The organism is Humibacter antri, assembly GCF_054777235.1.
This window is the reverse complement of record NZ_BAAHAW010000028.1, coordinates 22,586-40,772: the sequence shown is the minus strand read 5'-3', so window position 1 is coordinate 40,772 and position 18,187 is coordinate 22,586. Positions and strand designations below refer to the sequence as shown.

The following is an 18,187-nucleotide window of genomic DNA, read 5'->3' as shown; positions in this document are numbered from 1 at the left end:
CGGGGCGGGCACTCTCTCCGGGTACAGGTGGATCCCGTGAGGCGGAATCCACAGCGATGGCCGATGGGCCGTGCGCGCTGTCTCCACCGGCCCACAGTGGAGGGATGCTTACGCACACCCCGGGCAGACTGCGGCCCGCTCTGCTCGATGCACTCGCCGTCGTGGCGCCCACGACCTGCGCGGGCTGCGGCGAGCACGACCGCTCCCTCTGCGACGCGTGCGACGCGGCTCTGCGTCCGCTCGTGCGCGCCATCGACCTCGACGGCCTACGCGTGGCCTACGCTCACGACTACGACGGCGTCGTTCGCTCCGCGCTCGCCGCCTACAAGGACGGCGGACGAACGGATGCCGGTTCGCGCCTCGCGCCGTCCCTCGCGTCGGCGATCGCGAACGCGCTGGATGTCGCAGATCCGTCGATCGGCGCGCGAGCAGACCCCGTTGACGGGAAGGTGCAGGAGGCGCTCCACCTGGTGACGGTTCCATCGTCGCGGACAGCGTTCCGCGCTCGCGGTTACACCCCGGTCGGGCTGCTGCTGGCACACGCGGGGCTCCGGGCGGAGCCGGCGCTTCGGGCGAGACGCCAGGCTGCAGACCAGTCGGGACTGACGGCGGAATCGCGCCTTCGGAATCGCTCCGCGTGGCTCGAGCCGCGCGGCTGGGTCAGGGGTCGTCGCGTCTTGCTGGTAGACGACATCCTCACGACAGGGGCGACACTGCTGGAGGCGAGGCGGGCACTGGCATCCGTCGGCGCCCACGTCATCGGTGCCGCAGTGCTGGCCAGGACGCCGCGTCGCCACCCATCTCGCGAGAGCGTGCGGGCCCTTCCGAGGTCGCCGGCGGATTGATCGTCGGCAGAATCCATGAGCATGGCGGACACCCGCGAAGTGGCTCGTGACATCTGCAGGGGCCCGGTCTACGGTAGGGAAAAAGGTGTCGGTCCAGCCGCCCCTTACGTACGGGTGACGGCCGCACTGGAAGCAGGAGGTCGCCATGGAAATCAACATCTTCGGACTCGGCGTGGGCATCACCGATCGCTTCCGCGAATATGCGACGGAGAAAGCCGCCAAGGTCGGCTCGCTCGCTGAGCGAGCGCTCTCGCTGGAGATCAAGATCTCCCGCCACAACGAGAAGTCCGGAGGTCAGAACGGCGACGATCGAGTTGAACTGACGCTCGTCGGCCCGGGACCCGTCGTTCGCGCCGAGGCCACAGCCGCCGACAAGTACGCGGCGTTCGACCTGGCGATCGGACGACTGCTGGAGCGCGTGCGACGCGCCAAGGACCGCCGCAAGATCCACCGTGGGCTGCACAGGCCGCCATCGGTGCGCGAGGCGTCGACGGTCGGCCTCGGCCGAGTGGATGTCACGCCCGCCCCGGTCACGGTTCTCGAGCAGGTGCGCACCGGCTCCGTCCCCGTTGTGGAGGAGGCTGCTGCGGCGGAGGAAGCCGAAGAGTACTGCCCCGTTGTCATCCGCAAGAAGGTGTTCGCCTCCGTTCCCATGTCGGTCGACGATGCGCTCTACTACATGGAGTTGGTCGGGCACGACTTCTACCTCTTCATCGAAGAGGAGTCGGGCCGCCCTTCCGTGGTGTACCGCCGCAAGGGCTGGGACTACGGTGTGATCGCACTCGACGAGAACGCCGATGAGCTGCAGGAGGTCGCCACCGCCTCGCGCAAGCTGGGTCGCGCGTAGGCGCGCGACCACCGCGGGTTGAGCTTGGGCCTTGGTGCCGGCTCCGGCGCGTCGATTCAGCGACGTGACCGCCGTGCACCATGGATGAGGAACCCCGTCCCGTGCAGACACGGGGTTCGACGAGCTCAACCCGCGTCTGCGTGCATCCGCCCACGGTCGGGTCGGGGCGAACCTCCAGCGACCGTGCAGATGGTATCCGGCATCGCGAGGTCACAGCCCGGTAACATGAGTGGCGTTGCCGTCCGGCGGGACGGCACCGTCAACCCGGGACGACGGATGCCTCGAACGGCATTCGCCGCGAACACACTTGGAGCGCATCAGTGGCCTCAGTTCTCGAAAAGGTGCTGCGTGTCGGCGAGGGCCGCACGCTCAGGCGGCTCGAGGCATACGCCCGTGCTGTGAACGCGCTCGAAGAAGACTTCCAAGCCCTCACCGACGAGGATCTGCGCAACGAGACTTCAGAGCTGCGCGAGCGGTACGGCAACGGCGAGTCGCTCGACGACCTGCTGCCGGAGGCGTTCGCCGCGGTGCGCGAGGCCGCGGTGCGAACTCTGGGTATGCGGCACTTCGACGTGCAGATCATGGGCGGGGCGGCATTGCACCTCGGCAACATCGCCGAGATGAAGACGGGTGAAGGAAAGACGCTCGTCGCCACGACCGCCGCCTACCTCAATGCCATCGCCAGCCGCGGCGTGCACATCATCACCACCAACGACTACCTGGCCAGCTACCAGGGCGAGCTGATGGGTCGCGTATTTCGCGCCCTCGGCATGACGACCGGTGTGATCCTGGCCGGGCAGACGCCCGACGAGCGCCGCGAACAATACCTGGCCGACATCACATACGGCACGAACAACGAGTTCGGATTCGACTACCTGCGCGACAACATGGCCTGGCAGGCATCCGACATGGTGCAGCGAGGCCACTTCTTCGCCGTCGTCGACGAGGTGGACTCGATCCTCATCGACGAGGCGCGCACCCCGCTCATCATCTCGGGTCCCTCCAGCGGTGAGGCCAACCGGTGGTTCAACGAGTTCGCCAGGCTGGCCACCCGGCTGCAGCCGGAGACCGACTACGAGGTCGACGAGAAGAAGCGCACGGTCGGCGTGCTCGAGCCGGGCATCGAGAAGGTCGAGGACTACCTCGGCATCGACAACCTCTACGAGTCCGCCAACACGCCCTTGATCTCGTTCCTCAACAACGCGATCAAGGCGAACGCGTTGTTCAAGCGCGACAAGGACTACGTCGTGATGAACGACGAGGTGCTGATCGTCGACGAGCACACCGGCCGCATCCTGGTCGGGCGGCGCTACAACGAAGGCATCCACCAGGCCATCGAGGCGAAGGAGGGCGTTCCGGTCAAGGCGGAGAATCAGACGCTCGCCACGGTGACGCTGCAGAACTACTTCCGTCTCTACAAGAAGCTCTCCGGCATGACCGGTACCGCCGAGACCGAGGCGGCGGAGTTCATGTCGACGTACAAGATCGGCGTCGTGGTCATTCCGACGAACAAGCCGATGATCCGCAAGGACCAGTCCGACCTCGTCTACAAGAACGAGGAGGCCAAGTTCCTCCAGGTGGCCGAAGACATCCAGGAGCGCAACAAGGAGGGGCAGCCCGTTCTCGTCGGTACGACGAGCGTCGAGAAGAGCGAGTACCTCTCGCGCCTGCTGGCCAAGAAGGGCGTGCGGCACGAGGTGCTGAACGCGAAGAACCACGCCCGTGAGGCCGCGATCGTGGCTCAGGCCGGACGGCTCGGCGCCGTCACGGTGGCCACGAACATGGCCGGCCGCGGAACCGACATCATGCTCGGCGGCAACGCCGAGTTCATCGCGGTCGCCGAGATGAACGCCCGCGGCCTGAACCCGGTGGAGACTCCGGAGGAGTACGAGGCGGAGTGGGATGCCGTCTTCGAGCGCGTCAAGGCCACTGTGGCCGAAGAGGCCGAGAAGGTCATCGAAGTCGGCGGACTCTACGTGCTGGGCACCGAGCGGCACGAGTCCCGGCGCATCGACAACCAGCTGCGCGGACGTTCCGGGCGCCAGGGAGACCCGGGTGAGAGCCGCTTCTACCTCTCGCTCACCGACGACCTGATGCGGCTGTTCAACGCCGGTGCCGCCGAGAACCTGATGGGGCGCAGCACCGTGCCGGACGATCTTGCGATCGAATCCAAGGTGGTGAGCCGCGCCATCCGCTCCGCCCAGGCACAGGTGGAGGCGCGCAACGCCGAGATCCGCAAGAATGTGCTGAAGTACGACGACGTGCTCAACCGCCAGCGCGAGGCGATCTACAACGACCGCCGGCACATCCTCGAGGGCGACGACCTGCACGAGCGAGTGCAGCAGTTTCTCGACGATGTGATCACCGAGGTCATCGATCAGCACACGGCGGACGCGAACGCCGATGACTGGGACTTCGACGCACTGTGGGCCGACCTCAAGGTGCTCTACCCGGTGGGGATCACCATCGACGAGGTCATCGCCGAGGTGGGCAACAAGGGCAGGGTCAACCGCGAATACATGAAGCGCGAGGTGCTTTCGGACGCCCGGCTCGCCTACGGGGGCCGCGAGGAACAGCTCGGCTCTCCGGCCATGCGCGAGCTCGAGCGCCGGGTCGTGCTCTCGGTGATCGACCGCCGCTGGCGTGACCATCTCTACGAGATGGACTACCTGAAAGACGGCATCGGCCTGCGCGCCATGGCGCAGCGTGACCCGCTCGTGGAGTACCAGCGCGAGGGCTTCGCGATGTATCAGCAGATGATGGGTGCGATCCGCGAGGAGTCGGTCGGATTCCTGTTCAATCTCGAGGTCGAGGTGACGCAGGCAGCCGGCGAGGTCACCGAGGTGGAGGCGAAGGGCCTGGCGCCTGCCGCTGACGAGCAGCAGCGTCTCAGCTACTCGGCTCCGAGCGACGACGGAAGCGTCGAGGTGCGCAACCAGCGGGGGCAGGTGGAGCAGGCCGCCACCGAGCGTGCGGAGCGCGCTCGTCGCCGCCAGCTCGCCGCTCAGGACGAGGCTGTCGTCGAGCAACAGCAGCAGAGCGCTTCACGTGGGGCGTTCGGTCAGCGCGCCGAGGCGGAGGCGGAGCCGATGAACCGCGCTGAGCGTCGCGCCCAGGAGCGCCGCCGTCGCTGACGGGCGGGGCGCCGGTGCCGGCGCTGGCCGACAGGGTGCCCGGTACCGCCGCTGGCCGACAGGGTGCCCGGTGCCGCCGCTGGCCGACAGGATGCCCGGTGCCGGCGCTGGCCGACAGGATGCCCGGGTGTGCTTCCGGCAGGAGTTCTCACTCGCGCCTAACATGACAGATCGCGCTCTCATGCCGGAAACATGCCGAATTGTCCTGTTGCGGGGCGAACGTCATGTTGGCGCCGAGGGTAGGGGCAAGACGTTGATGAGCGGTGGCGTCTCGGAGCACGCTGACGCCTCAGAGCACGCTGGCGGCTCAGCGCACGCTGACGGCTCAGAGCACGTTGACGGCTAGAGCACGCTGACGGCTAGAGCACGCTGACGGCGGAGGCGCGCCAGCGCCGGTCGAGACCTTCGAGACGGATGGCCACGGCGCGCACCCTGACCGGGTTGCGCACGACCACAGTCGCCTCGACCACGCCGTCGCGTGGTTCGCTGATGTGCGTGCTCAACACGCTGAGCGCAGGCCGCACCGCCTTCAGTCCCTTCACCCGCCGCGCCCGTTCGGCGAGCACTGTGCGGTGCAGGAGCGTCGCATACACCTCGTCGGTGACCCACCGGTTCAGCTGATCCAGCTCGCGCGCGCCTGCCAGCACCTCGAGGATGCATCGCGCGAGGTTCGTCAGCAGCGGCTCGGGATCGGGCAACTCGGCGCTGCGCGACGGCTGAGCCATGAAGAAGTCGTCGCCCAGCCCGTGGCTGAGGGCCACCCGACCGTGCGTCGCCGCGCTCGCTGACGCCCGCCACGCATTCTCGGACCCGTCGTTCGGCGGAAGCGGCAGCGTTGCCTGGCTCATCGGTACTCCCTGCGGTCGGATGCCGTGGTGATCACGAAGGCGGGTGAGACGACCCGTCGGATGCGCCTGACCCCCGCCTTCGGGGGTGTTTGGGATGTCACTCAACCAGTGGCCAGACAATCCGGTCCACGGCGTTCGTGCCCTGTTGATAATCCCTTCGCTCGGGCACTCGGCCGCGCTATCTTGGCTCCTCATGCGCTGGGACAACCTGTTCGACGATCTGGAGAGCCAGCTCGAACACGAACTCGGTGTCGAAGACCTCGAACTCCGTGTCGAAGAGGAGCGGCTGAGACTCGGTCGCCTTTCGCTGCGCAACCGGCTGCGCGCGGTTTCCGGTGTCGACCACGGGCGACACGCTCCGTTGCGCCTCTGGCTGGCAGACGGAAGCACCGCGCGCCTGATTCCGGCGACGTTCGGCCGGGACTGGGTGTCCGGCGATCTCGCGACGCATGAGCGCCAGGAGACCGGTGTGCCTGCGGCATCCGCCCGGGCGCTCGTGCCGCTGCACGCCATCTCCTCCGTGGGTCTCGACGACGATCAGCTCGCGGACAGCCTGCATGCCGAGCCGGACCCGGATGCCGCTCACACGCCGGATGCCGCGCCGCGCCTCATCGACAGGCTCGGCCTCGCCTTCGCGCTGCGGGACCTCTCCAGGCGACGCAGCCCGCTCACGGTCACCACCTGATCCGGAGTGCTGCACGGCACGATCGATCGAGTGGCCAGGGATCACTTCGACCTGGCGCTGCACGATCCCGGGTCGCCGCGGCGGCCCAGTAATGTGCGCGGCATCCGCATCGTCCCGATGGCGTCGCTGATCCTGGTGCGCGTCTGAACTCCGTGAGCCTGAACTCCGTCAGCCTGAACTCCGTGAGCCTGAACTCCGTCAGCCTGAACTCCGTCAGCCTGAACTCCGTCAGCCTGAACTCCGTCAGCCTGAACTCCGTCAGCCTGAACTCCGTGAGCCAGAACTCCGTGAGCCTGAACTCAGTGGCCGGAACTCAGTGGGCCGGCACGTCGTTAGCCGAAAGCGCGTGGGGTGAAGGTCCGTGGGCCGAACTCTGCGGGTCGTGCGGTGTCAGTCCCGATCGGGCCAGATGACGCGACCGCCGGAGAGCTCGGGGATCGAAGCCAGATCGGACTGCTCCCACAGTGCACGCCGGCGCGTCTCTTCGTACATCGCGGTGATGTAGGCCTCGAGTTGCACGCGTTCGATGCGCCACGCTCCCGGGCGCCCCACCCGGATGGCGGGCAACTCGCCGGTCTCGATCAGGCCGACGACATCGCCCGGTGCCACGTTGAGCAGTTCGGCGGCGTCACCGACCGTCAGGAAACGCGTCACATCATCCGATCGGGCGGCGGTCATGCCTTCGATTATGGCGGGAGCGGCTTTGCCGCCCCGACGGTGTGGATAACTTTCCTACGACTTGTCCAGGATCGGCACGATGGACTCACGCGCTGCCGCAGAAACGCGGCCCGGACGACTGAGAAGGCGTTCAGGACCGCGGTGCTCCGCAGGTGGGAAACGCGGTGGATTCGGCCGCCGGGAGGCGCGCAGGAAAGCGAAACGAGAGAGCGGAAGCGAGGAGGCGCATGGTCGCGGCAGCGGATGGCAAGGCCAGGAGGTTCTGGTTCGACCCGAGGTTCGCGGTGGGCATCCTGCTCATCGTCGCGTCGGTGGTGGGCGTGTGCCTTCTGCTGAGCGCGCAGAACCGCAGCGTTCAGGTGTACGTCGCCCGCGCCACGCTCGTGACCGGAGACCGGGTGTCTCCGGGCGACGTGGAGCTGGTGAGTGTGCGTGTGCCGCGGTCGGATCGCTATCTCGCCGCAGGCGGACTGCAGTCCGACGAGGTGGTGGTGCGCTCGGTGCCCAAGGGTGAGCTCGTTCCGGTATCGGCGCTCAGTCGCGCTTCGGACGCCTCGCTGACGAGCGTGGTGGTGAAGGCATCCGGTCCGGTGGCGGCGGCGGTCGCGGCGGGCACGACGGCGGATGTCTGGGCCGCCCACTCTGCGAACGACAAGAACTACACACCACCGGCCGTGCTCGTCTCCGGCGCCATCGTCGTCTCGATCGTGCACGACGAGGCCCTCGTCGCCGACCGCGGCTCCGTCTCCGTCGAGTTGCGTGTTCCGGCCGGTAGGGTCGCGTCGATCCTGCAGGCGATCGCCGACGGACAAGTGATCTCGGTGGTGCCGGCCAGTGCCGACGCGGCGAGTCCCGGTCCCGCAGGTTCCCGCTCGGCGCCGACGAAGCCGAGCACACCGGAGCCGACCGATGCCGGAGGCGGGACGGACCATGCCGCACCTCACAGCTCTGCGCGAGGCAACGGATGACCTCCATCGCTCTCTGCCTCGACCGTCGCACCCAGGAGCGCGTGAGCGCTGCGGCGACGGCATCCGGGCACCTGGTCACCGTGCGCACCACGGCAGGCAAGGAACTCCTTTCGGCGCTGGCCACCCGTGAGATCGACGTGGCCGTGGTCGGTGCCGGACGCGGGCGCCTTACAGCCGAGGTCGTCGCTGCATGCGATCGCGCCGGCATCCGGCTCGTCGTTCTGGCCGTGGGGGAGTCGGAGCGGAGGCACGCCCTCGCGCTCGGTGTGTACGACTCTCTGGACGCCACGGCCGACTGGACCGAACTGGAGCCGAGCCTGCGCGGCGTACGGGCCATTCCGTCCCGTGCCGGTGGTCCACTCGGTGCACAGGATGCTTCACGCGTCATCGCCGTCTGGGGGCCGTCGGGCGCGCCGGGACGTACGTCCGTCGCGATCACGATCGCCGCTGAGCTCGCGGCCCTCGGGCACAGTGTGGCGCTCGCCGATGCGGACCCTTACGGCGGCGCCACGGCGCCGGCGCTCGGCCTGCTCGACGAGGCGCCCGGCTTCGCCGCTGCCTGCCGTCTCGCGGCATCCGGCTCGCTCACGCACGACGAGCTGGTGCGCGTCGCTCAGCGATACGCGAGCCCGCGTGGAGCGTTCTGGGTGCTGACCGGAATCGGCCGTGCCACGCGCTGGCCGGAGCTCACCTCGGAGCGTGTGGAGCGGGTGCTCGCCCAGTGCCGAACCTGGGTGGACTACACGGTCGTCGACGTGGGCTTCAACCTCGAGACCGACGAAGAGATCACGAGTGACATGTTCGCGCCGAGGCGCAACGCGGCGACGTTGGCTGTGTTGCACGGTGCCGACGACGTCGTCGCGTTGGGTCTGGCCGACCCGGTCGGGCTCTCCCGGTTTCTCCGTTCGTTCGGCGACCTCGTCGAAGCGGCGCCGGAGGCGTCCCCGTACGCGCTCGTGAACCGGGTGCGGGCATCTGCAGTGGGAGCGAATCCGTTCGTGCAGGTCGCCGCCACCCTGCGGCGCTTCGGCGGCCTTGAACCCGCAGCCTTGATCCCGGACGACCCGGCCGGCTTCGATCTCGCCGTGCTCACCGGGCGCACGCTGCGGGATGCCTCGCCGAAGTCACCGGCGCGTGCGGCCGTACGCAGGTTCGTCGAGCGGGAGCTTGCGCCCGAACCCGAACCGCTGCACGGCCGCCGCCGGCATATGGCGCGGCCGCGACCGGTCACGGAGCCTGCGTAGGTACGCCGATCCTCCCGATCGACCGTCGGTGAAAACAGGCAGACACATCCAGAACAGGCAGATTCTGCCTGTTCTCGTGGGGCAAGCGCATTCCTGCCTGTGTTCGCGGCGGGGTGACGGCCGCACGAGAGGTGCCGGCGGCGACGGTTCACCGGGCCGTCTCTCCCAGCCCCAGCGCGCTCATAGACTGAAGCGATGTCCACGCTCAGTGATCTCGTCGTCGCGCACGGTCGTTCGACCCCGGAAGATATCGAGTGGCTGCACCTGCTGGTCGGCGACTGCCAGCTGCTGGCCGACCTGGCGTTCGCGGACATCGTGCTCTGGGTTCCCACGGACGACGGGTTCATCGCGGTGGCTCACTCGCGCCCCTCCAGTGCGGCCACGCTGTTCTATCGCGACTTCGTCGGCCAGTCGATCCGCTCTGAATGGAGAGGCCTTGCCACCGAGGCGTTCGAAGCGGGCGCGATCGTGGACTCGCACGCCCCGGACTGGTACGAGGAGATGCCCACTCGAGTGCGTGCCGTTCCGGTGTTCCGCAGGGTGTCGGCATCCAGTGCCCGGGTGGTGCCGGCGCCGATCGCCGTCATGACCAGGCACACCAACCTCAGCGAGGCTCGCACGCCCAGTCGTCAGGAACTCACGTTCAACGCCTGCGCGAACGACCTGTTCGGCATGATCGCCACCGGTGACTTTCCCGACCTGGGAGCACCGGCAGGCCCCCGTAGAGGTGCGCCGAGGGCATCCGACGGGCTCATTCGCCTCGACGTGGATGGGGTGACGACGTTCGCCAGCCCGAATGCGCTCTCCGCCTTCAACCGCATGGGCTTCACCGAGGAGCTCGAGGGGGAATCCCTTGCCGAGGTCACCACCAGGCTCCTCACCGGCAACTCGGTCGTCGATGAGTCGCTGCCGCTGGTGGTGACCGGACGCGCGCCGTGGCGCACCGACATCGAGGCCCGCGGAGTGACGGTGTCGCTTCGCACCATTCCGATCCGCACGCACGGCGAACGCACCGGAGCGATCGTGCTGTGCCGCGATGTGACGGAGATGCGCCACCAGGAGCAGGAGCTCATCACCAAGGATGCGACGATCCGCGAGATCCATCACCGGGTGAAGAACAACCTGCAGACCGTGGCATCCCTGCTGCGCATCCAGGCCAGGCGCACGCACTCCGAGGAGGCGCGGGATGCCCTCGGGCAGGCGATGCGCCGGGTTTCGGCCATCGCGGTCGTGCACGACACGCTCTCGGAGGGCCTCGCCCAGATCGTGGACTTCGACGACGTCTTCGACCGGGTGCTGCTGCTCGTGGCGGAGGTGGCGAGCACGCACAACACGACTGTGCATCCGAAGTCGTCGGGCAGTTTCGGCGAGCTGCCCAGCGAGTACGCCACGCCGCTGGCTTTGGCGCTCACCGAGTTGGTGACGAACGCCGTGGAGCACGGACTCGCCGGGCGCTCCGGCGAGGTGGAGATCATCGCGCACCGATCGCCCGAGATGCTGACGGTGAAGGTGAAGGACAACGGCTCCGGCCTTCCGGAAGGCAAGGTCGGCGACGGACTCGGCACGCAGATAGTGCGCACGCTCATTCAGGGTGAACTGAGCGGCACTATCGACTGGCACACCATGGTGGGCACGGGCACCGAGGTGACGATCGAGATGCCGCTGCGCTACTTGCGCAAGGCCTGACATCGGGAGACTGCGCAGGCTGCCGGTTTCGACCCGTCGACACGCTCAGGGCCGGGCAGGCTCAACCCGCGCGGATGCGGCCGCTTCAGCTCGCGGCGGGTGTGTGTCGCCGCACGCTGGAGTTTGGAGCGAAGGCCATTTCCGGCCTTCGCCCTGACGCTCCCGATCGCAGAACGCTCCCGAGCGCAGCGATCGCAGAGCCGATCGATCCGCTGCTCGAGCTCGCTCGGAACCGCCGATGGGGACCAAGCGCCGCCGCTCGTCTCGGCCGGCGGTTGAATCAGCTCGCGCGGCGCGCTCGCGCGGCGCGTCGTTTGAGAGCGCGCCGCTCGTCTTCGGAGAGACCGCCCCACACGCCCGAGTCCTGGCCGGTCTCCAGGGCGTACTGCAGGCAGGTCTCGGTCACGGTGCACCGGGCGCAGACGGCCTTCGCCTTCTCGATCTGCTCGACAGCCGGCCCCGTGTTGCCCACCGGGAAGAAGAGTTCCGGGTCGGCTGTCAGGCAGGCGGCTTTGTCGCGCCAATCCATGGGGGTGCTCCTTTAGGTTGCGTGCGTCGTGCGACGCCCGGGCATGACCGAATGGTCGTGAATTCGGGTAAGCGACGAGTCAGGGTGATGATCTTGGCGGACCCCGTACCGACGGGCTCGGCTCCTAGCGGACCGTTGCGCCTGGTGGACTGTGTTCCTCTTCAGATGGACACCTGCCCACCACCCTGTGAGCGACAACTCGACCAAGAAATGCTCGCATACTGGTAGTGGCAAATCAAGGGTTTCGATTGGGATAACGCTGTGAACACAGACCGGAAACATATCGCTGATATCGGCGTTGACCGGCCCGAAAAGTCGTTTCCGGCGCTGCTCGGATGCCTCGTGGCACTTCTCGCGCTGGAGTCGCTGGCCCTGGTAACGCTCGTGATCTGGCTTGCGGCGCAGGCCGCGGAGGCCACGGCAAGCGATATCGCGAGCGGCATCGCCCTCCTCATCATCGCCGCGCTGTGCGCCGTGTGGCTCGTGCTCACGACGGTCGCAGCGGCACGCAGGAGGTCGTGGATGCGGGCATCCGTGATCACCTGGCATCTGCTGGTGCTGGCCATCGCCGTCGGATGCTTCACGGGCGTCACAGCGGTGCCCCAGGCCGGCTGGGGGCTGCTGGTGGTCGCCGCAGTCGGCATCGGCCTGGTGGTGGCCCCTCAGGTGACACGGGTGACGGCGCGCGAGTCTGCGCCGGCTGCCGACGACCCGGCGAACGGGCCCTCGACGGAGGTGTCATCGAAGCGCGCGCAGGCGTCCGACCGCAAGAAGAACTGACGATCGCCACCTGTCAGGCGGCGAGACCGAGCTTCTTGCGCAGCGAGGCGACGTGGCCGGTGGCCTTCACGTTGTAGAGCGCGAGGCGAATGCTCCCATCGCCATCGACCACGAACGTGGATCGCAGCACCCCGGTGACCACCTTGCCGTAGAGCGACTTCTCGCCGTATGCGCCGTACAGCTTGTGCACCGAGAGGTGCGTGTCGGAAAGCAGCGGAAAGTTGAGGTTGTCGCGCTCGCGGAACTTCGCGAGCGTGGCAGGGGCGTCCTTGGAGATGCCGAGCACCTGGTAGCCGGCCGCCGCCAGCGAGTTCAGGTTGTCACGGAAGTCGCACGCCTCTTTCGTGCAGCCTGGCGTCATCGCGGCCGGGTAGAAGTACACGATGACGTTCCGACCCGCATAGTCGTGCAACGACACCGCGGCCCCGTCCTGGTCTTCAAGCGTGAAGTCCGGCGCGGTCTCGCCTGCGGCGAGTCGGGGAGACGGGGTGGTGGAAGCGTCGCTCATGGTTTCACGGTATCAACGCCCGTCGTGCCGATGGCGAGAACGGTGTCGACGGCATCGGGCAGCGGGTACGTGGCGGTCTGGTCCGGCCCGAACGCGACCATCGCGTGCTCGTTCAGCTCAGGGGAGTGCCACCCGCCGGCCAGCGGAAGGTCGGTGCCGTCGGCGACGAGGCGGATGTCCGCCACCTGATCCGGACGCAGCGGGCTGAGCGCCAGGGGGCCGACCGGCGCCTCCAGCACGTGCGCATACACGGTGCCGTCGCGTTGCGTGTAGCGGCCCCATTCCGGCTTCGACAACGCGCTGGCGCCCGCTCCGTAGATGCTCTCGCCGTTCTCGCGCAGCCATGCGCCGACCTCGCGCAGGACGTCGACGGCCGGCTGCGGGAAGCGGCCCCGGGCATCCGGTCCGACGTTCAGGAGCAGGTTGCCGCCCTTCGAGACGCACTCCGCGAGCTTGCGCACGACCAGCTCAGACGGCTTCCAGAGCGAGTCGAACGCGTTGTACCCCCAGTGGTTGTTCAGCGTGACGCACGCCTCCCACGGAACGGGTTCGCCGCTGTCGGTGCGCACGCCATCGGTGGGAATGATCTGCTCGGGCGACGCGAAGTCTCCGCTGAACGGCGTGGGGGCATCCGTGACGATGCTGCCCTTCTGCGAGCCGGATGCCTCCAGCCGGTTGTCGATGAGCACGTTCGGCTGCAACTCGCGCACCATCTCGACGAGCTCCTTCGCCCGCCACTTCTCGGCCGTCATGTCGTCGTACGAGAAGTCGAACCACAAGATGTCCAGCTGCCCGTACCGTGTGCACAACTCACGCACCTGGCCGTGCAGGTACTCCAGATAGCGGTCGAAGTCGTACGTGCGGTCCTTCCACGAGGCCTCCTCGCGCATCGGATGATGCGCGTCGCCGTACGCCGGGTAGTCGGGGTGGTGCCAGTCCAGCAGTGAGTAGTACAGCCCGACCTTGAGGCCGCGCGAGCGGAATGCATCGAGGAATTCGGCCACGACGTCGCGACCGAGCCCGTTGTGCACGGTGCTGTAGTCGGTGAGCTGCGAGTCGAAGAGGCAGAATCCGTCGTGGTGCTTGGCCGTGAGCACGGCGTACTTCATGCCCGCGGCCACCGCGGCATCGGCCCACGCGCCGGGATCGAACGAGTCGGGCTGGAACGCGTCCACGTGCCGTTGATAGTCCTCGACACTGATCCGCTCGAACGAGCGCACCCACTCGCCGCGTGCCGGAACGGCGTATGCGCCCCAGTGGATGAACAGGCCGAACCGGTCGTGACGGAACCACTCGGAACGGGCGAAGCGCTCGTGCATGACACTCCAGACGTGAAGATTGGTCGGATGTTTAAGCCCAATCCTGCCACGACGTCGCGGCCTGATCGCAATCCGATGCACTATTGGTCAGACATATTGCCAATCTGCGGATGCTTGCTCAGGCGAACGTGGCCAGGAGCCGCTGCAGCGAGTCGAGACGCGCGTGGCCGCGCTCGCCGAGCTCACCGGCATCCACAGCCTCGACGATCGCGCAATCCGGCGCGTCGGGTAGATGGGTGCAGCCGCGCGGGCAGTTCTCTGCGATCGCGGCCAGGTCGGTGAACGAGCGCAGGATGTTGGCAGGGGCGACGTGACCGAGCCCGAACGAGCGCACGCCGGGGGTGTCGATGATCCAGCCGTCGCCGTGGGGCGAGCGCATGCGCAGCGATACGGTCGAGGACGATGTGTGCCTGCCCCTTCCGGTCACCTCGTTCACGTGGCCTATGGCACGGTCTGCCCCCGGCACGAGTGCGTTGACGAGCGTCGACTTGCCCACGCCGGAGTGCCCGACGGCGACGGTGTCGTGGCCGGCCAGTGCGTGGAACAGCTCATCGAGTGGGATGCCGTCGGCGGTGGCCCTGGTCTGCGCAGCACTTGCGGGTGCGCCGCGTGCATGGTCGCGTTCCCCGGCCGATGAGCTGAGGAACACCGGAAGGTCCAGCCCTGCGAAGTTCTCGAGAAACGCTGCCGGATCGGCGAGATCCGTCTTCGTGACGACGAGTAGCGGAGAGATGCCGGCGTCGTACGCGGCGACGAGGTAGCGGTCGACGAGCCTTGTGCGTGGCTCGGGGTTCGCTGCGGCCACCACGATGAGCATCTGGTCGGCGTTCGCGACGATGACGCGCTCCACGGCATCCGTGTCATCGGCGCTGCGGCGCAGCAGCGTGCTGCGATCGCGGATGCGCACGATACGGGCGAGCGTCCCTTCCTCCCCGCTGGCATCGCCGACCAGATCGACGCGGTCGCCGGTGACGACGGCTTGCTTGCGCAGTTCGCTCGCCCGGGCTGCGATCGCCTCGTGCTCGCCGGTCGTGCTCTCGTCGATAAGCACCGTGTAGCGTCCGCGATCGACGCCCAGCACGCGGCCGACGACGGCGTCCTCGTGCTCCGGGCGGGTCTTCGTGCGCGGACGACTGCCCTTCGGGTTGGGGCGAACCCGTACCGACGACTCGTCGTACTCGCCGTACGGCTCGTCGTCGTCGTCGGTGTCCCACCAGCTCACGCGGCGTGCACTCCGCTCACGTCGTCGCCGGCCGTGCGTCCGAGACGATGGCACGGCCGACCATCCCCTGCCACAGCTCGGTGAACTGCGGAAGCGTCTTGTGCGTCGCCTCGATGTTCTCGATGCGGATGCCCGGCACGGCCAGCCCGATGAGGGCGCCGCTGGTCGACATGCGATGGTCGTCATGGCTGCGCCAGACGCCACCGTGCAGAGGTCGCGGCGTGATCCTCAGCCCGTCTTCCAGCTCGTCGACCTCGCCGCCGAGTGCGCGGATCTCGGTGCCGAGCGCCGCGAGCCGGTCCGTCTCGTGATGGCGGATGTGTCCGATGCCGGTGATGGTGCTGGGGGAGTCCGCCAGTGCGGCGAGGGCCGCGACGGTCGGAGCGAGCTCGCCGCCGGTCGTCAGGTCGAGTTCCACGCCGCGGATGCCGTCGCCGCCGCGCACGGTCAGCGTGCCGTCCGAATGCTCCACGGTGGCACCGAACGCCGGCAGGATGCCCGCCAGGTCGGCACCGACCTGCGTCGTGGCATCCGGCCACCCGGTCACCGTGACGCTGCCTCCGGTCACTAGGGCTGCGGCGAGGAACGGTGCAGCGTTGGAGAGGTCGGGCTCGATGTCGACGTCGCGGCCGCCGATGAGGGCCGGCTCCACGACCCATTCGCCCGCACGGGTGCTCTGCACCGCCACTCCGCGGTGGGTGAGCGCGTCGATCGTCATCTCGATGTGCGGAAGGCTCGGCAACCGGTCGCCGACATGCGTGAGCCGGAGGCCCTCGTCGAATCGCGCGGCCGACAGCAGCAGAGCCGAGACGAACTGGCTGGATGCCGACGCATCGATCTCGATCGCGCCCCCGTTCACCCCGCCCGTGCCGTGCACGGTGAACGGGAGCCCGCCGCGGCCATCGTCGTCGATGTCGACGCCCAGGGCGCGTAGCGCCATGACGACACCGCCCATCGGGCGCCCCCGTGCGGAGTCGTCGGCGTCGAACGTGGTGGGACCGAGCGCCAACGCCGCGACCGGAGGCACGAAGCGCATCACCGTACCGGCCTGCCCGCAGTCGATCGTGGTGCTCCCGGTGAGTTCGCCGGGCGTGACCAGAAGGTCGGGACCGAACTGTCCTGCACCGTCTCGTTCTTCGATACGGGCGCCGAGGGCGCGCAGTGCGGTGATCATGTTCGCGCTGTCGCGCGAGCGCAGCGGGGCACGCAGCAGCGAAGGGGCATCTGCAAGGGCCGCCAGCACGAGTTCCCGGCTCGTGATGGACTTCGAGCCTGGCAGTGCGAGGCGCGCGCTCAGGGGGCCGGAGGCCGTGGGGGCCGCCCAGAGGGCATCCGGCTCCTCGGGCTTCTGGTCACCGTAGGGATCGAAGTCCGGTGCGGAATATTTCGAGATCAACATCGCTTGTCAAGAGTATCGATCGGCCGGATGAATCGCGGAGGTGAATGCACGGATGGCGCAGGCGCTGCTGGAAGCCCCGCTGACGACTCCGTCGCTGTGTTCCGCCACCGATGAACGGATGCGTGCCGCGATCGACGTCTCGAGTCCCGGACGGATCGTGCAGATGCCCGTCCTAGACTGGGCCGTGATGTCGACTCCACACGAGGAAAACACTCGCGACGAATCAGTCCAGGACGTCGCCGCCCTGTTCGAAGAGCAGGCGATCCCGTTCATGGACCAGTTGTACGCGGCGGCGTTGCGCATGACGCGCAACCCAGCAGATGCGCAGGACCTCGTGCAGGAGACGTTCGTCAAAGCGTACGCGGCGTTCGGTCAGTTCAAGCAGGGCACCAACCTCAAAGCCTGGCTGTACCGCATCCTGACGAACACCTTCATCAACACGTACCGCAAGAAGCAGCGCGAGCCTTACCAGAACCCGATCGATGAGCTCGAGGACTGGCAGCTCGGCGGCGCTGCATCGGCCACGTCGGTGACATCACGTTCAGCTGAGGCGGAGGCGATCGACCACCTTCCCGACTCCGACGTGAAGAACGCGCTGCAGGCGATCCCCGAGGACTTCCGCCTGGCGGTGTATCTCGCCGACGTCGAGGGTTTCTCCTACCAGGAGATCGCTGACATCATGAAGACCCCTATCGGCACCGTGATGAGCCGTCTGCATCGTGGCAGGCGGATGCTCAGGGAGCTGTTGACGGACTACGCGCACGAGCGCGGCCTCAGGGCCGTGAGGAACGACGGTGCTGTGAGGAACGGCGGTGCTGTGAGTAACGACAGCGCCGTTCGGGCCTCCGAGAAGGATGCCCGTCAGAAGGCCGACGCCGTGCAGAACACCGGGAGCACCACATGAGCGACTGCGGCTGCGACAAAGCCAAGAAGGACATCGAGGAGTACCTGCACCACGAGCTGCAGGCCGACGATGCCGCCGACATCCGCGAGCACCTGGAGAACTGCAGCGATTGCCAGGGCGAGGTGCACGTGGGCATGGTGCTCACCGAGGTCGTGCAGCGGGCGTGCAAAGAGACGGCACCCGAGCAACTGCGCGTGCAGGTGCTGGCGCGACTGCGGAGCATTCAGTCGACTCATCTGTAGACGCGTCGGCCGGACCGGCCGAAGTGTAAGGCGTCGGGTGCGCGGGGATCCCGTCCGAGGGAGCGGTCTCCGCTGAATCATGCGTGATTCAGCTATGAGGCGCGCCGTGCGCGAGCATCCCCGCTGCGTCTTCTGGCCAGATGACGTGTCGTACGTCGACGCAGCCCTGAACACCGTGACGGGTCACCGCCAGGTCACCGACGCCTATCTCGTGGCCCTGGCATCGGGGCGACCCGTTGCGGTTCTGGCGACCATGGATGCCGGACTGGCCCAAGCGCACGACGACCAGGCGTTCCTTGTTCCTGTCGAGTAGCGGACGTCGCGTCGAGTAACGTGAAAGCCCGCCCGT

General features: G+C 67.8%; 18 protein-coding genes. 11 read left to right on the top strand and 7 right to left on the bottom strand.

All coding sequences use genetic code 11. The features are described from left to right. Positions 1 to 104 precede the first annotated feature (104 nt). From ACYVDK_RS12500 to secA, 3 genes are all read left to right on the top strand, one after another. On the top strand, positions 105 to 845 hold the full coding sequence (locus tag ACYVDK_RS12500) for a ComF family protein (RefSeq protein WP_460522183.1): 741 nt from the start codon (positions 105 to 107) through the stop codon (positions 843 to 845). 145 nt (positions 846 to 990) lie between these two features. After that, the gene (gene hpf, locus ACYVDK_RS12495) at positions 991 to 1,692 is read left to right on the top strand and encodes a ribosome hibernation promotion factor (protein WP_460522181.1); all 702 of its coding nucleotides are present in this window, start codon (positions 991 to 993) and stop codon (positions 1,690 to 1,692) included. A gap of 320 nt (positions 1,693 to 2,012) precedes the next feature. After that, on the top strand, positions 2,013 to 4,826 hold the full coding sequence (secA, locus tag ACYVDK_RS12490; RefSeq protein WP_460522179.1) for a preprotein translocase subunit SecA: 2,814 nt from the start codon (positions 2,013 to 2,015) through the stop codon (positions 4,824 to 4,826). A 359-nt stretch (positions 4,827 to 5,185) separates the two neighbouring features. Here the strand turns inward: secA and ACYVDK_RS12485 are convergent, their stop codons facing one another. After that, positions 5,186 to 5,674, bottom strand: a complete 489-nt coding sequence (locus tag ACYVDK_RS12485) for an Rv3235 family protein (protein WP_460522177.1) — start codon at positions 5,672 to 5,674, stop codon at positions 5,186 to 5,188. A gap of 193 nt (positions 5,675 to 5,867) precedes the next feature. Between ACYVDK_RS12485 and ACYVDK_RS12480 the strand changes: the two genes are divergently transcribed. Then, complete coding sequence (locus ACYVDK_RS12480; protein ID WP_460522175.1) at positions 5,868 to 6,359, top strand: hypothetical protein; 492 nt, start codon at positions 5,868 to 5,870, stop codon at positions 6,357 to 6,359. 390 nt (positions 6,360 to 6,749) lie between these two features. Here the strand turns inward: ACYVDK_RS12480 and ACYVDK_RS12475 are convergent, their stop codons facing one another. Next, positions 6,750 to 7,037: a helix-turn-helix domain-containing protein gene (locus tag ACYVDK_RS12475; RefSeq protein ID WP_460522173.1), complete on the bottom strand. Its 288-nt coding sequence runs from the start codon at positions 7,035 to 7,037 to the stop codon at positions 6,750 to 6,752. A 227-nt stretch (positions 7,038 to 7,264) separates the two neighbouring features. Here ACYVDK_RS12475 and ACYVDK_RS12470 point away from each other — a divergent pair, with 227 nt between their 5' ends. From ACYVDK_RS12470 to ACYVDK_RS12460, 3 genes are all read left to right on the top strand, one after another. Continuing rightward, positions 7,265 to 8,005 (top strand): hypothetical protein, encoded by a 741-nt coding sequence (locus ACYVDK_RS12470; RefSeq protein WP_460522171.1) that lies wholly within the window; start codon positions 7,265 to 7,267, stop codon positions 8,003 to 8,005. Beyond that, positions 8,002 to 9,249 (top strand): AAA family ATPase, encoded by a 1,248-nt coding sequence (locus ACYVDK_RS12465; protein ID WP_460522169.1) that lies wholly within the window; start codon positions 8,002 to 8,004, stop codon positions 9,247 to 9,249. Before ACYVDK_RS12470 ends, ACYVDK_RS12465 begins: the two co-directional genes overlap by 4 nt. 195 nt (positions 9,250 to 9,444) lie before the next feature. Then, on the top strand, positions 9,445 to 10,935 hold the full coding sequence (locus ACYVDK_RS12460; RefSeq protein ID WP_460522167.1) for a sensor histidine kinase: 1,491 nt from the start codon (positions 9,445 to 9,447) through the stop codon (positions 10,933 to 10,935). Between the two features lie 280 nt (positions 10,936 to 11,215). Here the strand turns inward: ACYVDK_RS12460 and ACYVDK_RS12455 are convergent, their stop codons facing one another. Further along, a complete protein-coding gene (locus ACYVDK_RS12455; protein WP_146322482.1) occupies positions 11,216 to 11,464 on the bottom strand; it encodes a WhiB family transcriptional regulator in 249 nt (82 codons plus the stop codon). A gap of 342 nt (positions 11,465 to 11,806) precedes the next feature. Here ACYVDK_RS12455 and ACYVDK_RS12450 point away from each other — a divergent pair, with 342 nt between their 5' ends. Beyond that, on the top strand, positions 11,807 to 12,244 hold the full coding sequence (locus ACYVDK_RS12450; RefSeq protein WP_460522165.1) for a hypothetical protein: 438 nt from the start codon (positions 11,807 to 11,809) through the stop codon (positions 12,242 to 12,244). 13 nt (positions 12,245 to 12,257) lie between these two features. Here the strand turns inward: ACYVDK_RS12450 and bcp are convergent, their stop codons facing one another. From bcp to aroA, 4 genes are all read right to left on the bottom strand, one after another. After that, the gene (bcp, locus tag ACYVDK_RS12445; protein WP_460522163.1) at positions 12,258 to 12,752 is read right to left on the bottom strand and encodes a peroxiredoxin; all 495 of its coding nucleotides are present in this window, start codon (positions 12,750 to 12,752) and stop codon (positions 12,258 to 12,260) included. Then, a complete protein-coding gene (locus tag ACYVDK_RS12440) occupies positions 12,749 to 14,071 on the bottom strand; it encodes an alpha-L-fucosidase (RefSeq protein ID WP_460522161.1) in 1,323 nt (440 codons plus the stop codon). The genes bcp and ACYVDK_RS12440 overlap by 4 nt, the downstream gene beginning before the upstream one ends. Before the next feature lie 118 nt (positions 14,072 to 14,189). Then, entirely contained in the window at positions 14,190 to 15,293 is a 1,104-nt protein-coding gene (rsgA, locus tag ACYVDK_RS12435) for a ribosome small subunit-dependent GTPase A (RefSeq protein WP_460522159.1), read from the bottom strand. A 16-nt stretch (positions 15,294 to 15,309) separates the two neighbouring features. After that, on the bottom strand, positions 15,310 to 16,692 hold the full coding sequence (gene aroA / locus ACYVDK_RS12430; protein ID WP_460522157.1) for a 3-phosphoshikimate 1-carboxyvinyltransferase: 1,383 nt from the start codon (positions 16,690 to 16,692) through the stop codon (positions 15,310 to 15,312). Positions 16,693 to 16,879: 187 nt separating this feature from the next. Between aroA and ACYVDK_RS12425 the strand changes: the two genes are divergently transcribed. The 3 genes from ACYVDK_RS12425 to ACYVDK_RS12415 all read left to right on the top strand — a co-directional run bounded on the left by ACYVDK_RS12425 (position 16,880) and on the right by ACYVDK_RS12415 (position 18,151). After that, a complete protein-coding gene (locus ACYVDK_RS12425; protein WP_460522359.1) occupies positions 16,880 to 17,596 on the top strand; it encodes a sigma-70 family RNA polymerase sigma factor in 717 nt (238 codons plus the stop codon). Beyond that, complete coding sequence (rsrA, locus tag ACYVDK_RS12420; RefSeq protein ID WP_460522155.1) at positions 17,593 to 17,838, top strand: mycothiol system anti-sigma-R factor; 246 nt, start codon at positions 17,593 to 17,595, stop codon at positions 17,836 to 17,838. Before ACYVDK_RS12425 ends, rsrA begins: the two co-directional genes overlap by 4 nt. Before the next feature lie 106 nt (positions 17,839 to 17,944). Continuing rightward, a complete protein-coding gene (locus ACYVDK_RS12415; protein ID WP_460522153.1) occupies positions 17,945 to 18,151 on the top strand; it encodes a PIN domain-containing protein in 207 nt (68 codons plus the stop codon). Positions 18,152 to 18,187: the final 36 nt, after the last annotated feature.

Excerpts from the sequence above, each read along its gene's own strand:
- ACYVDK_RS12500 (WP_460522183.1), top strand. The coding sequence starts at position 105 with ATGCTTACGCACACCCCGGGCAGACTGCGGCCCGCTCTGCTCGATGCA.
- hpf (WP_460522181.1), top strand. The coding sequence starts at position 991 with ATGGAAATCAACATCTTCGGACTCGGCGTGGGCATCACCGATCGCTTC.
- ACYVDK_RS12485 (WP_460522177.1), bottom strand. The coding sequence starts at position 5,674 with ATGAGCCAGGCAACGCTGCCGCTTCCGCCGAACGACGGGTCCGAGAAT.
- ACYVDK_RS12480 (WP_460522175.1), top strand. The coding sequence starts at position 5,868 with ATGCGCTGGGACAACCTGTTCGACGATCTGGAGAGCCAGCTCGAACAC.
- ACYVDK_RS12475 (WP_460522173.1), bottom strand. The coding sequence starts at position 7,037 with ATGACCGCCGCCCGATCGGATGATGTGACGCGTTTCCTGACGGTCGGT.
- ACYVDK_RS12470 (WP_460522171.1), top strand. The coding sequence starts at position 7,265 with ATGGTCGCGGCAGCGGATGGCAAGGCCAGGAGGTTCTGGTTCGACCCG.
- ACYVDK_RS12465 (WP_460522169.1), top strand. The coding sequence starts at position 8,002 with ATGACCTCCATCGCTCTCTGCCTCGACCGTCGCACCCAGGAGCGCGTG.
- ACYVDK_RS12460 (WP_460522167.1), top strand. The coding sequence starts at position 9,445 with ATGTCCACGCTCAGTGATCTCGTCGTCGCGCACGGTCGTTCGACCCCG.
- ACYVDK_RS12455 (WP_146322482.1), bottom strand. The coding sequence starts at position 11,464 with ATGGATTGGCGCGACAAAGCCGCCTGCCTGACAGCCGACCCGGAACTC.
- bcp (WP_460522163.1), bottom strand. The coding sequence starts at position 12,752 with ATGAGCGACGCTTCCACCACCCCGTCTCCCCGACTCGCCGCAGGCGAG.
- ACYVDK_RS12440 (WP_460522161.1), bottom strand. The coding sequence starts at position 14,071 with ATGCACGAGCGCTTCGCCCGTTCCGAGTGGTTCCGTCACGACCGGTTC.
- aroA (WP_460522157.1), bottom strand. The coding sequence starts at position 16,692 with ATGTTGATCTCGAAATATTCCGCACCGGACTTCGATCCCTACGGTGAC.
- ACYVDK_RS12425 (WP_460522359.1), top strand. The coding sequence starts at position 16,880 with ATGTCGACTCCACACGAGGAAAACACTCGCGACGAATCAGTCCAGGAC.
- rsrA (WP_460522155.1), top strand. The coding sequence starts at position 17,593 with ATGAGCGACTGCGGCTGCGACAAAGCCAAGAAGGACATCGAGGAGTAC.